Source organism: Mucilaginibacter sp. (assembly GCF_028287845.1).
GTDB lineage: Bacteria > Bacteroidota > Bacteroidia > Sphingobacteriales > Sphingobacteriaceae > Mucilaginibacter.
This window is the reverse complement of sequence record NZ_JAQBOW010000105.1, coordinates 1-13,993: the sequence shown is the minus strand read 5'-3', so window position 1 is coordinate 13,993 and position 13,993 is coordinate 1. Positions and strand designations below refer to the sequence as shown.

Sequence of the window (13,993 nt, the reverse complement as noted above, 5' to 3'; positions counted from 1 at the left end):
CTCAGCTGGTTCAGAGCATCTGCCTTACAAGCATCTTGAAATACCCTCAAATTTTCTCTCAAACGACTTTTTTATACTTTCTTATCTATATGTACGAACGCGGTACGAACATAGCAACCTGATTAATAAATTAATTATAACTGTTAGTTTGCCATTCTGTGAGCCTGTTTAAGATGTGTTTTCCATAATTTGGTTTGTTTAAGTGAATAAATAATTATTAAGCCTACTTAGGTTTGGTGCGATCAAGTGCAAAAGGAAAAGATATAAATAGATTGTGCGTTGGCCTTGCGGGTTTATGCTCGGTAAGCTTTTGCACGCTTCAGAAGCACCAGCCCTAACTTAGCTGTTAATTATGTATTCTTTCTCCTCAATGTCCAATTCAAGAAATATGAAATTTCTTACTTTATAGAGGTAGTATAATTCCTGAATTGATTTTGGACACTTCATAATATGGGGTATATGCCCTCAGTAAATAACTGTCCATGATAATGTAATGTAAACTCAATAAGTTACCTCAACCATATCAATTCAAGAAATATCAAAAATCATTGTTTATACAGGTAGTATAAATCTTGAATTGAATACTGATCAACTTCCAATTTCTTAGTAATACTTGGTTCTATATAGGAGGTTACAAACTTGTTTTACAAAGAAGTGTACTTACTGCATGGTTTAGCAAAATAAATTGCATAAAACCTGTTTTATACGTATTTGATGCATAACAGAGCTTTTGCTGATTGTATCTGTATAATTTTGCACCCGCTCAATTTCGGAAAAATCATCTGGTACAAGATATTGTATCTCCGTAGCAAATTTTCCGCAAAAAATGCGATATTAGTACACCCTAAATTTACACTGTCGCCTACCTCTTACTGTATGAATATTTTATTTGTTCGTCTTATTTCTATCTTTCTTTTTATCATTTGCTCAAATACCATTTTTGCACAATCAGATTTAATAAATGATGCCGGTTACATTGCGATACAAAAGATACAGGCAGATTCACTACGAACAGAGCGGCTGATTGTGTACCTCGGTAAATCTATTGCTGAAAAGTCAGCAACTGCAAATCAGATAAGTAAATATTTGTTTCATACTGCCCGAAAAAATGGTGATAGTTTGATGGTTGGAAAATTATATATTTCCTCTGGTTTTGCTTATTTATCCCTTGGGCAACTTGATCAAGCATATTTTCAATATTCTACAGCGGTACCTTTGATAGAGAAATATGGAAAGCTGGATCTGCTTATAAAAATTTACGAAGACATTTCCTGGATACAAATACAACTTAACGACTACAAACGAGCTGAATCTTCGCTCTCGTCGGCGTTAGCGCTTAGTAACGGTTATCGGGCAAATGATAGGTTAGGTGAAATTTACGACCATTATGGTGTTTTAAGCTATACACAGCGGAAATTCGACCAGGCCATAGCATACTATCGCACGGCGTTGCAATACAATAAAAAATATGGAACGAAGCTTAGCCAAGTTAATGATCTGAACAATATTGCCATAAGCCAGCAAAAACTAAATTTTTTTCCAGAAGCTTTAATAACCTTATTGCAGGCTAAAACTTTATCTGATTCATTAAATAACAACTATTTCAAACAGGCTATTTTACAAAATATAAGTGAAGTGGCCTACAATAGCCGTGATTATAAAACAGCCCAAATGTATATTATTCAGGCAATGGAAACTGCCAAAACAAACAGAGATATTGTTTTGCAACCCGGGCTAATAAGATTACTGAAAAAGATAAATGGTAAAATCGGCGACTATAAAACTGCTTTAATGTATGCCGACTCGCTTGAGACGATTTATGAGCGCATATACGCGAAAGAAAGGATAGATGCTGCAAGCGAAATGGAAATTAAATACCAATCAGCTTTAAAAGATGATAAGTTAGCCCAGCAAGCACTTTTGGCATCCCAACAGCGACAAGAAATAACAGCAAAACAACTTCAGTTAGAACTAAATATCAAAGAAAATGAAATCAAGAGGATGGCTTTATTGCATAAGCAGTCTCAACTTCAAAATGAAAATATACAGCAAGCCGCGTTAAACGAGAAAAAAGAATTGCGATTTCAAATTAACAGTCAAATTAATAGCAAAAAAATAGCATTTCAGCAAAAGATTATCAGTTCGGGCGAGACCCTTAAAGGTTTACTTACCATGATTTTATGTTTTATTGTTTTGGTAACAATTATATTGTTTTACAATTATAAAAAAGGTAAAAAACTGAATGGTATCATCTCATCGCAAAAGACCGATTTGGAAATTACGGGCCATGTTAAAGATTTGTTATTCAGTGCAGTTAGTCATGATATGCGCGCACCAATTAATACACTCATCGCATTTACTCAACTATTGGAGTTTGGCGATGTAACCACACATAGTATGCAGCTTTATGCGTGTGAGCTTAAAAAATCGCTCGGTCATACATCTGTATTAATGGAAAATTTATTGAACTGGTCATTGAGTCAGATGCAGGGGTTCAGGCCAGATTTTCAGCTATTCGATGTATCTATTACGGTTAACGAAGTTGTTGCCATTTTAACAGAGCAGGCGATGCCAAAGGGTATAGCTATCCAGAATGCTATTCCGGTAGGAACTTTGATTATGGCCGACACCAATATGCTGCAACTGGTGATTAGAAACCTGGTTAGTAATGCAATAAAATTTACAAATGAAAAGGGCCTGGTGATAATAAATGCGGAAAATAACGGGGCAAATGTTACGATATCCGTCCGCGATGATGGTATAGGTATGCCTGAAAAGAATGTAAATGAGTTTAATGCGGAAAATTACGTTCGGTTTTCGGATAGTACACCGGGCACTAATAAAGAGAAGGGAACAGGGCTTGGATTGATGTTATGCAAAAAATTCACTGCCTTAATGAATGGAAAACTACAAGTTCAAAGCAAAATCGACCATGGAAGCTTATTTTTATTAAATCTTCCTAACACACCTTAAGAGGCTCAATCGGCACAGCGGGTCAACATAGTGTGACCAACCATCAAATCAAACACTTCTTGCCTTGCTGTTGCACTTATCGGAACAACGTGGCGATTTGACAATACAACCTCGTTTGCCCCAATCGTTATTAAATGATTTAGGTTAACAATGTATTGCCTGTGTATCCGTCTGAAAATGCTGCCAGGTAAATGTTTTTCCATTTTTTTCAGATTTACGAGCGTAACATGCTTGCTGGTCGCGGTAAATACAGTTGAATAATCCCCTAAACTTTCAATGTAAAAGACATCATCATAACTTATTTTTGTTAAAACGCTGTTTTCTCTGATGAAAAAGTATTTTACCTGTTGGTTTTTTTCAACCTGGAATAGATCTTCGCCGCTATGAATGTTATCATTGAACGCTTTCTTCAATTCCAAATATTCAATAGCTTTATTTACCGCCTTGTAAAACCGCTCGAATGTTAAAGGTTTAACAACAAAATCTATAACGTCAAGATTGAACCCTTCAACCGCATATTCAGCATGAGATGTGATGAAAACCACCACTGGAGGATGTTTTAAACCCTTAACCAGGCCCAATCCAGAAAGGTTCGGCATATCGATATCCGAAAATAAAATATCTATCTGTTTAACGGCCAAAACCTTAGCTGCGTCATACCCGTCATCGCAAATAGCAAAAAGCTGTAGCCTTTCTATTTTGCTTATGTATTTGGCGATAAGATCCCGGTCAATCAGGTTGTCGTCTGCAACGAGACATTGATATCGCATAATTGATGATTAGGAAAGTAAAGATATAAAAAACGCCCATAACAATTTGTTATCTTTTATTAAACTAATTGCGTTTTTCGATTAAAGTAAGTTATTAAATCTCGGGTCTTGTTCTATCTGAACGAAATTTTATTTTTCGCCCTAACCAGCTACAAAAACCGAATAGTCCAGTCATCGACAATTATTGCGGGATATGTCTACGATAAGCTGCCCCTCATCGATTAAGTAAAAATAAATGAAACTTTTACTGAATTTTTATGAGCTGAATTCACTGTATGGATTACTGATTGAATATAAGTACATACGGATACGGCATTTTAATGATCCGAACAACACAATTTAAATTAAAAAAAATGAATAAACTATTACTAAACCATCGGATTAAAGGAACCTTTAGCCTGAAAAATCAAATGCGCGGGCTTTGGCCTGTTCTATTGCTTCTCCTTATGATGCTATTTTCTTTTTCAGTAAAGGCATCTCACTTTAGGTACGGGGCCGTTACCGCAACCCGTTTGTCAGAAACAGCAACAACTGTAACCTACCGCATCAACGTAGCTGAAGCATGGCGTTTGGGCGCCGCTCCGGGTGCTACGTCTTTTTCTGTTACAGGCGGCAATTCAACTTCATTTACAGTTTCTACAACAACGGTAACTGACCCTTCTGGCCAATGGTCTAACACATCAGGTTCGACAACTATTACACTTAACAAAAGTGCAACGCTAACGCGTATTGAATCCAATGGTTGCTGCAAAGTCTCTAACTTAACGAACAACCATGATCAAAGTTGGGACGAGTATATTATATTGGCTACCGGAGCTCCCGGCAGCAGCCCAGTGTCGAGCATGCCGGCTATTATTAACATGCCGGTTAATGCCAGCGCTGCAACATTTATTATTCCGGCTTCCGATCCTGATGCCGGATCTATATTAACTTTTGGCTTGCCAAATTTGGCTTCAGGTGGGCTTGCAGGAGAGACCGAACCTCCAAAGTTTTCCCTAACGCCATCAGGTCAGATAACTATGAATACAATTGGATTGGCTGTTGGACAAATTTATAATGCAATGGTTACAGTTACAGATAATAATGGCAATCAGATCATGCTCGATTTTATCATTCAAATGGTTGGTCCTTCAAACCCGCCGATATTTGATTATGCCGTTACGCCTCCAAATGGCACAGTTTATAATGTAATAGCCGGACAGAATTTTTCGTTTAATATGAAAGCAACCGACGGTGACGCAGGTAGCTTTGTTAAATATTCAGTTTCCGGCCTTCCGTCTTATTTAACGACATCTAATTTTTCGCCTGCATTACCGGCGCAAGGTAACCCGGCATTAACAACATTTAGCTGGACCCCAGCTGCTGCTCAAATAGGCAGTACCGTATTGCTTAACCTTATAGCCACAGATAATGTTGGTGTGCAAACAACAACCTCAGTTACTATTAAAGTAGTTGCCGAGCCAGCCCCTACGTTTATCAACCCTACACCGGGTGAGTTAACGCTGCGCCAGGTGCAAACCGGCGTTTTGATGGAAGACGTCATTAAGGCACAAAGCTCGTTAGGCTCAAATGTTTCTATAAACTTTGCCACTATACCTGCCGGTGCTACATTATCGCCGGCTATACCCACGCCCGGTACAAACCCAGGAATGACTACAATGAGTTGGACGCCTACAGCCGCAGATTGGGGACAACATAATTTTCAGTACACTGCAGCTATTACGGCATTTCCAACCATATTTACCATACGAAATTACCAGGTAATAGCTAATACGCCACCGGCATTTAGCTCCACACAACCAGACATCGACCTAACTATCGGCCAATTATTCAGCTATACTATTACAGTTGCTGACCCTGATATGCCTTATGGCGACCAGGTAGATATTGTGGCAGCGGCCCTGCCATCATGGTTAACGCTAACAAAAATAGGAAACGGGAAGGCACTATTAACGGGCACACCTACAGCTAATGATGGCGGTAGTTTTGATATTGATCTTGAAGCAGAGGATACATACCACCACGGTAACCCGTCTCCAATTGAGCAATCTTTCACCCTTAATGTATTAGTTTGTAACACAACTTTAGCGTCAACTGTGAATAAGACAAGTTGTCCGGCTGCTGCAGATGGTACAATTGACCTGGTTGTTTCAGGAGGAAAATCACCTTTTGTTTATTCATGGTCTAACGGTGCCACAACCGAGGATATAAGCGGCCTTACTGCTGGTACCTATACCGTAAGCGTTACTGATGCCAACCTTTGCAATTCGATATTGCAGGTTGTTGTTGGAGCAAGTCCTGATATTATTGCTCCTGTGGTGCCAGTTTTGGCGGATGTAACAGGCGAATGTTCTGCAACAGCTACCGCACCAACAACTACCGACAATTGTGCTGGTACACTAACCGGAACAACAGCTGATTCGTTAACATATACAACACAAGGTGTACACGTGATCCATTGGAGCTTTGACGACGGAAATGGAAATGTTTCAATAGCAACACAAAATGTAATCATTAAAGATGTAACTGCGCCTATATTGCCCGTATTGGCAGATGTGACCGGCGAATGCTCTGCAACAGCAATCGTTCCTACAGCTCTTGACAATTGTACAGGTTTAGTAACAGGTGTCACATCAGACGCGCTATTATATACAACACAAGGCGTACATGTTATTCACTGGAGCTTTGATGACGGAAATGGTAATATATCACTTGCTACTCAAAATGTAATCATTAAAGATGTAACAGCCCCGGTAGTTCCAATATTAGCGGATGTAACAGGCGAATGTTCAGCTACTGCAACAGCACCAACCACAACAGATAATTGTGCAGGCGTGGTAACTGGTGTAACCAGTGATGCTTTATCGTATTCAAGCCAAGGTACTTTTGTTATTCATTGGTCCTTTACAGACGGCAATGGGAATGTATCCTACGCTGCCCAAAAAGTTATTGTTAAAGATACCACAGCACCTATTGCGTTAGCCCAAAACATTACAATTCAGCTAAGTGCAACTGGCAGTGCTGTCATAACTCCTGCCCAGATCAATAACGGATCAACTGATAATTGCATGATAAGCACTTATGCATTGAGCAAATCGACTTTTGATTGCTCAAATTATGGGGACAACACAGTGATATTAACTGTTACCGACGGTGTCGGTAATCAATCAACCGCTGCGGCTACTGTAACTGTTCAGGATATTACGCCGCCGACAGTTATCACAAAAAATATCACTGTATATTTAAGCAATGGCACGGTAACCATAACACCGGCAATGGTTGATAATGGTACCACGGATGCCTGTGGTATCAGGTCAATGGTGTTAGATAAAACACTTTTTGATTGTTCAAATGACGGTACTAATACCGTTAGTTTAACAGTAACCGATGTGCATGGAAATGTTGCGTATAAAACGGCTACAGTAAATGTGGTAGGTAAAATACCATCCCCTGTAATTGCAGTTAGCCGTACCGACAATACATTTACAGGAATGGATAGCAAAACTATAGCTTTAGGCTATGGCGCTCAAAGCGTAACACTATCGGCATCTAACTTAAATTCTTCAGTTGGGGCAAGCACTTACAATTGGATAGCTGCGCCGGGTTTAAGCAGTACAACAACAGCTAACGCTGTATTTACACCAACACAAGCAGGTAGCTTTACCTTTACGGTAATAGTGACCAGTGAATATGGTTGCCAGGCAAGTGCTGTGGTAACGATTAATGTAGTTGATGTGCGTTGCGGAAATAATAAAGTATCCATATGCCACCCTACCGGAAGTGCAAGCAACCCTTACACACAACTATGTGTTAGTGTAAACGCAGTGTCGGCACAAATGGCTATTGGCGGAACGTTAGGAAACTGCACAGTGCCAGTTAACCAAGCAACGGCGCAGTTAGCGGCAGTTGAGTTGCCGATTGTTTTGACGTCATACCCGAATCCGTTTGGCAAGATCACAACTGTTAGTTTCTCAGTACCAAAATTTGAGCAGAGTGTAACGCTCGAGATATACAATTATTTTGGCCTTAAAGTTGCAACCTTGTATAAAGGAAGTGCGCAAGCCAATGTAAATAACTCGTATGTATTCGACGGCAGTAAACTACTTCCCGGAACGTATTTTGCAAGACTAGTAACTTCTGGAAGCGCTCCGACCTTCAGAATGGTTATGGGACAGTAATGCAAACTTTCTGCTAATTAATTTAAGGCTGCCGATATTCCGGCAGCCTTTTTACTTAACAACGTAATGAAAGGTATTAACTTATCAACCGTTTTCCTGGTATTATTTTGTAGTGCCGCCAGCGCCCAAGTGCGCGCCATCGTCCCCTACGCGCGTCAATTCTCGAACAGACAGACTGGTTAATAGATAACATATCATTTATAAGTCTATCTGAAAAAGTTTTAAACGAGAGGCTTGTAAGAGCTTGTGGCGCTTTATAATTAGGTGATATCCTTTCTTTTAACGCTTCGAATGAAAAGGAACCATCGTCCTCAAGACGATGAATTATCTTTTGTACTTTGACATAGAATTCACTTATGCTTGTATTAAGATATTGATAGTTTGGCGCAGAACGTTCAACTTGATATGAAACAGTATTCCAATAGTCCTTACGTATCTAATTCCCGTAGCTAATGAACTGTTTTTTCTATTGTGTGTTATCCTTACGATTATAGGATAAATTTGATCTTCTTTAAATCTTCTTTCGTCTAAAATTAGTTTGTAATAAACCATAAAATTGCTTTTTATGGCTGCTATATTGTACGAACATGTACGAACATTTGTACGAAACATACGTACAAACATGTACGAACAAGCACGCGCTCATATTTAATAAGCAATAAGATAATGAGTGTATGTTACTACAAAACGACTTTTTGGTCTGAGTGTTAGGCCCTGATAATCAACCATTACCAACCTTATTTCATTTTTATTTTGAAGAGTTGCTCAATCATTCTATATTTGCAATCCCAAAACAACGGGAGTTTAGCTCAGCTGGTTCAGAGCATCTGCCTTACAAGCAGAGGGTCACTGGTTCGAACCCAGTAACTCCCACAAAGCGGGATTTCAAACAATCCCAAAACCCTGTAAATTATATAATTTACGGGGTTTTATGTTTTCAGCCATCTCAATTTAACGCATACTTTCTGGATCAATTTGAATTCTTGGGTCCAAAATCACTATAACCAACTTAAATACTCACCATCATACCGAACAATTGAAAACAGAGACAATTGAGACAAGAAAGTGACAAATGAGATTTAAAAAGAAACAAAATAATGATGTAATTTTAAAAATCAATTATGTCACACCCAAAAGTGGCGCTGTCCTAAGAAGAAGAGATTACTTATAAGATAAAGGCTGAAAACGACAGAGTGACGGTATAATAATAATCTTTTAAAAGTAATAATGCTATGGAGCAGTACAGTAATTTCAACAACGTAACAGAAATTAAAGGCCTTTTTAAAAACATGGCAAATCTAAAAAACCATATGAACAGGGTAAATTTCAGAATTACAAAAACAGTTTCTAAATTGGGTAAAGTGGCCATGATTGCCATTATAGCCCTGTTTATTGCAAACATTGCTAATGCCCAGGTAAAGGCGAAGAAGCGTCAAGCGAGCCCACGAAGCATAAAAACTATCTATCCGACAAAAGATTGGGTTATATCTGACTTTGTAGTGACCAATCCAAAATTTGGCGCGAAAGCCAAGCCGGGATTTGACAACAGAGCAGCTTTCCAGGCTGCTATTGATGCCGCATATAACGCTGGCGGTGGTGTAGTGTATATACCAGCGGGCAATTATGAGTTCCGCAGCACGCAAACCGCCACTAAGAGCGTTAGAGTGCGTAAGGGCACCGAGGACATAACGAAAGACTTTAATTACCAATATGTGCTGAATATCCCAACAAGTGTGCAGCTTCGCGGCGACTGGGCGGATCCTGAATTAAACAAAGGAAAAGTTTTGGGGACTATTCTTGAAGTGCGCGTTGGTAAAAACGCTCCCAATTATAACGGAACTATTGAAAGCTGGTGGAACGACTCGCAGGCTAACAACGCGCTCTTCACTACCTATACCAGCATAGCCGATAGGTTTATAGAGATGAAGCCGGGAACCGGTGTGACGAACCTGTCAATTTGGTATCCTGAACAGGACATTAACGACGTAAAACCATATCCGTGGACATTATTTCAGCCAAGCGGCGACTGTGCCACTATTGAACACGTAACTCTTGTAAACGCCTACAACGGTTTCTATTCTGCCCCGAGCGAACTGCATTATGTTTTGAACAGCTACATTACCGCCCTTAGTACAGGACTCGAAGTGCATGTATGCACTGACATCGGACGTATAGAGAATGTTAAGATAGACCCGAAATACTGGGCCAATTCAGGGCTTCCAGGTTCACCCTCGCTCGCGAAGGTTACCTCGTACACCAAAGCGAACGCCACAGGGTTTAATATGCACCGCTCAGATTGGGAATATGTGTCTAATTTTTATGTATCCGGTTATAAGACAGGTATGTGGGTTGGCAGGGAACCCGGTAGTCCTCAAAGTCCAAACGCGCAGTTTTACGAAATGCATATCAAAAATTGCGATACCGGTATGTTTGTTCAGGCCGTTAATCCATATGGCTTACTTTTTTCTAATTCTACGTTCGGAGCTGAAAAAGGTGGTACGGCCGTGTATTTTTATAAAGATTTTAAAACTTCCACTCAATTTAACGGCGTAGATTTCACCGGGCCCATCGTGAGCGATGGCACTGACGGCGTTATATCCTTTGAAAGCTGCACGTTCAGCAATTACAGCGATTACGCGCTTAAAGTAAACAGTGGTAATGTATTGCTCACCCAAAGCCAGTTTAAACAACCTCTCGGGCATGTGTTTTTGGGTTCAAACGTGAATTCGCTCAAAGCGATAAACTCCGGCTATAATGGCAAGTTGGAAATTAAAAATGACAGCAAATCCGCCAAAGTAGAGATCAATAATAACAAGGAATATTTATTTGCCCCGATTCCTAAAAATATAGTAACCAACATTAAAGTATATCCCAAACAATTGTCAAGCAATGTGCTGAAAGCCGATCTGCCGAGAGCAACCGGCTATAACAACGGCCAACCTACAGAAGATGTATCAGCTAAATTGCAAACGGCGCTTAACAAAGTTAAGGCTGCCGGCGGCGGTACGGTGTATCTGCCGGCCGGAAGGTATTTAGTGAACAATCCAGTCAAAGTTCCTTCGGGAGTTGAATTGAGGGGAACATGGGATGTACAGCACTATACCCAAGGTGGTACAACTATATTTACAAATTATAGCGGCGGTACTGTCGGCGAAAAGGGCCCATCGCTTATACAACTTGGGGCGGGTGCCGGTATCAGGGGAGTTACGATCGCGCAGCTTAATTTAGCAACCGATGGTTTTAGCGCCAATAATCCCAGACCAACCCCATTCCTTATACAGGGACAAGGCCCAAAAGTATATATTGTTAATGTAACTATAGGGGGCGGTGATAAAGGAATAGACCTTGCTTCATACAACACCAGCGGGCACTATGTTGATTATTTTGCAGGCGTACTCGCCAGAGCAGGCATTTGGGTAGGCGGGGGCGCTGAAGGCGGATTTATCCGGAATATGCAGCTCAATCCAGGTTACGGAACAAGAATGCGTAGCCAGGGCTATCCAAACATATCTTTGACTCGTTTCGTACAATCAAATTGTAGCGCGCTTAAATTCGCCGATGTTAAAAACGAGACGATCTTCAACAATTTCGTTTACGGGTCATTCTACGGCATACATTTCCTGAAAGATGCGATAACCGGGAAAGATCCGGGAAAAATGACGGTTATAGGCCATGGTTCAGACGGATGTTCGTATTCTTTTTTTGTAGAAGACGCCGACAAAAACACCAAAATAACCGCGGTCAACTCCGAATTGGTTTGTACAAAAACAGCAGAGCCTGTCAGGGCATATGTTTTAATGGGGGACGAAGTTAAAACTAATAAAGTTGATCCTGATGCTCAAATTACCCTGTACAATACCGCGTTTTGGGGTACTCCTACCATAGCGGCTATTATAAATAGCGGTACATTGCGTTTTCAACAGGGAAACTTCCAAAAATCCGGTGCCCCCGGCATAGACAACAGGGGCGGAAAAGTGCATGTGTACACCTCTTACTTCTCGACTAAAATGACAGGGGAGGCTACCGGGGATAACGTGTACGCGAAGCTATTACCAACGGGTGTCTCAATAGAACTAACCAATAACTATTATATCTCGGGGTTTAGGGGAAATAATGCGCAACCGGGCAAGATTTATGGATCTGATATTGTTTCCGATAAGAAGTGAAACTCTCAGTAGGAACTTTGTGTACCGTAATAAATCTCCTAATTTGGGTTCATCATAATCCTTAAGCAAATTAGCTAGAAGCTGCATTCATCTAAAAATGGTTCGCAAGCCGCACATTTTGATGCACTTCAATAAAAAGCCGCTTTCTGATGTAGAAAACGGCTTTTTTTGTTTCCACAAGCAGTACTTCGACTTATCTGCAGCACCGTCACTGTGCCCATATTTGTGACGGGATTTACAAGGTTTTTTGTTGGACAACGCGAAAAAAGTATTCAAATACGATACGAAGATTTGCGTAAAAAAATCTAATTATGACAATTGTAGCTGCATCACCTTTCAAAGAGTATAGTCTAATGCAATTCCTATCCCTATCGATTATTCTTTTTAAATTTTCAGCCCGAATCAACTTGAACTACTTAAAGCGAAGCAACCTTATTTTTCAATTTCAAATTCATTTGATGAATTGTTTCATCAATAAAGTGTTGTTTGTTATGCATGCCTAATAAGCCTGAACTTAATATTTGATTTACATAGACCGAAAACTTTAAGGCTCCCTTATAATTCAAGTGGCCCGGATCTGCAAACTCATGGTCGGCTAAAGGAAACTTATTGAAGTCTAAAAATTCTGTATTTGGAAAATATTGTTGTTTTATTTTTAAAAGATCTGCTTCGTTTTTCAGATATTCATATTTGTTGTGCTGGGGGCTTCTCACTAAAAAAACCTGCAGATGCTTGTCGTTGCAATACGCAATTATTTTTTGCAGATATTGAATATTAACGGCCGAGATCCTGAAACTTTCTGCATTAAGTTCGCTTTTAACATTTGTGGCACTGTTTAGGTTAGGCTGTTCATGGTCAACCCTTAAATATCCGCCCATGGCAGACGAAAAATCGTAATTAAATGTAAAAATTCTGAATAGGTTTTCTCGTGTTGCCAGCGACAAGCAATTCAAAAAATCTTTAGAATTATGTTCGAAGATTAAGCTTATATCTGATTTATCCATAAAAGCCGCGTATTGTGGAAACATGCTCGACATGTATTGATAGCCCCATGTCCAATCATTCATTTTCTCTACAATTTGATTGTTAGAGTATTCTATAAACACGGTTTTGATCTGGGAGTTTTGAGCTGCTATCTTCCTCAATTTTTGATAGGTGTAAAAATAGGGCTCGGCCGAATGGGAATAGTTTTTCAGATCGATAATTAAATTATCATTGAATGCACATTCGGTATGTGAATGGCCTAATAATAATATGCTGGCCTTTTTATTTACCGGGAACCGGCCTTTTATTTTAATAAGGTAACCCGACACCAACATGATTGACACAATTAATAGAATTGATGCCAGGATAAATGTAAGCGTTTCTTTGATGAACTTATTCATATTTTAAAATTGAAAATAAATGAATGCTTGTGCGCGGCCCATAAACAAAAAGGCAATTAGTATCATCGAAAAATAAAATGCTAACCTGAAGTTTCGACTTTTAAGCCCTTTCAGTTTCTCTATAGCGTACCGGTTTTCTCTTCCAAACCACTCAACAGTCATAAATGCAATTATTAGAATAGCAATTTGCAGTAATTGATATTTGCTTACATCTAAGGCAGGCATGGTAAAAAGTGATTTTGAAAATATTTTGCCTATGTAGCTTAAGGCGTGAGTTAAATTGTTGGCTCTAAAAAATATCCAGGCAAATAAAACTAACGTAAAGGTGAGCAGTATATTAAAAAACTCTCCAACGGTTGCGAATTTTTTTCCTTTAGCAACCGTTTCAAAGTTATTTCGGTTAGTATTAAAAATAATCGACGGCATAATAAAAATCGCATTTAATCCTCCCCAAACTATAAATGTCCAGTTTGCACCATGCCAAAAACCACTTACTAAAAAAATAATAAAGGTGTTCCTGA

At 39.5% G+C, this 13,993-nt stretch carries 7 protein-coding genes, 1 tRNA gene and 1 pseudogene; 4 read left to right on the top strand and 5 right to left on the bottom strand.

What is annotated here, in order from left to right:
* The first annotated feature begins 876 nt into the window (after positions 1 to 876).
* The gene (locus tag JWP71_RS10525; protein ID WP_299499492.1) at positions 877 to 2,973 is read left to right on the top strand and encodes an ATP-binding protein; all 2,097 of its coding nucleotides are present in this window, start codon (positions 877 to 879) and stop codon (positions 2,971 to 2,973) included.
* Positions 2,974 to 2,978: 5 nt separating this feature from the next.
* Here the strand turns inward: JWP71_RS10525 and JWP71_RS10520 are convergent, their stop codons facing one another.
* On the bottom strand, positions 2,979 to 3,743 hold the full coding sequence (locus JWP71_RS10520) for a LytTR family DNA-binding domain-containing protein (protein WP_299499490.1): 765 nt from the start codon (positions 3,741 to 3,743) through the stop codon (positions 2,979 to 2,981).
* A 353-nt stretch (positions 3,744 to 4,096) separates the two neighbouring features.
* Here JWP71_RS10520 and JWP71_RS10515 point away from each other — a divergent pair, with 353 nt between their 5' ends.
* Positions 4,097 to 7,921, top strand: a complete 3,825-nt coding sequence (locus tag JWP71_RS10515; protein WP_299499488.1) for a putative Ig domain-containing protein — start codon at positions 4,097 to 4,099, stop codon at positions 7,919 to 7,921.
* A 17-nt stretch (positions 7,922 to 7,938) separates the two neighbouring features.
* Here JWP71_RS10515 and JWP71_RS10510 read toward each other — a convergent pair whose 3' ends face one another.
* Both JWP71_RS10510 and JWP71_RS17355 read right to left on the bottom strand, forming a co-directional pair.
* Positions 7,939 to 8,061 (bottom strand): hypothetical protein, encoded by a 123-nt coding sequence (locus JWP71_RS10510; RefSeq protein ID WP_299499486.1) that lies wholly within the window; start codon positions 8,059 to 8,061, stop codon positions 7,939 to 7,941.
* A gap of 149 nt (positions 8,062 to 8,210) precedes the next feature.
* Positions 8,211 to 8,357: pseudogene (locus JWP71_RS17355) on the bottom strand (hypothetical protein); the annotation flags it as partial.
* A 362-nt stretch (positions 8,358 to 8,719) separates the two neighbouring features.
* Between JWP71_RS17355 and JWP71_RS10505 the strand changes: the two are divergent.
* Positions 8,720 to 8,794: transfer RNA gene (locus JWP71_RS10505), tRNA-Val, on the top strand.
* 416 nt (positions 8,795 to 9,210) lie between these two features.
* On the top strand, positions 9,211 to 12,087 hold the full coding sequence (locus JWP71_RS10500; protein ID WP_299499484.1) for a glycosyl hydrolase family 28-related protein: 2,877 nt from the start codon (positions 9,211 to 9,213) through the stop codon (positions 12,085 to 12,087).
* 416 nt (positions 12,088 to 12,503) lie between these two features.
* Here the strand turns inward: JWP71_RS10500 and JWP71_RS10495 are convergent, their stop codons facing one another.
* Positions 12,504 to 13,472, bottom strand: a complete 969-nt coding sequence (locus JWP71_RS10495; RefSeq protein WP_299499482.1) for a hypothetical protein — start codon at positions 13,470 to 13,472, stop codon at positions 12,504 to 12,506.
* A gap of 3 nt (positions 13,473 to 13,475) precedes the next feature.
* The coding region (locus JWP71_RS10490) for an MBOAT family O-acyltransferase (protein ID WP_299499480.1) at positions 13,476 to 13,993 on the bottom strand (518 nt) is incomplete at its 5' end.

Coding starts and splice junctions, on each gene's coding strand:
- JWP71_RS10525 (WP_299499492.1), top strand. CDS start 877: ATGAATATTTTATTTGTTCGTCTTATTTCTATCTTTCTTTTTATCATT.
- JWP71_RS10520 (WP_299499490.1), bottom strand. CDS start 3,743: ATGCGATATCAATGTCTCGTTGCAGACGACAACCTGATTGACCGGGAT.
- JWP71_RS10515 (WP_299499488.1), top strand. CDS start 4,097: ATGAATAAACTATTACTAAACCATCGGATTAAAGGAACCTTTAGCCTG.
- JWP71_RS10510 (WP_299499486.1), bottom strand. CDS start 8,061: ATGGCGCGCACTTGGGCGCTGGCGGCACTACAAAATAATACCAGGAAA.
- JWP71_RS10500 (WP_299499484.1), top strand. CDS start 9,211: ATGGCAAATCTAAAAAACCATATGAACAGGGTAAATTTCAGAATTACA.
- JWP71_RS10495 (WP_299499482.1), bottom strand. CDS start 13,472: ATGAATAAGTTCATCAAAGAAACGCTTACATTTATCCTGGCATCAATT.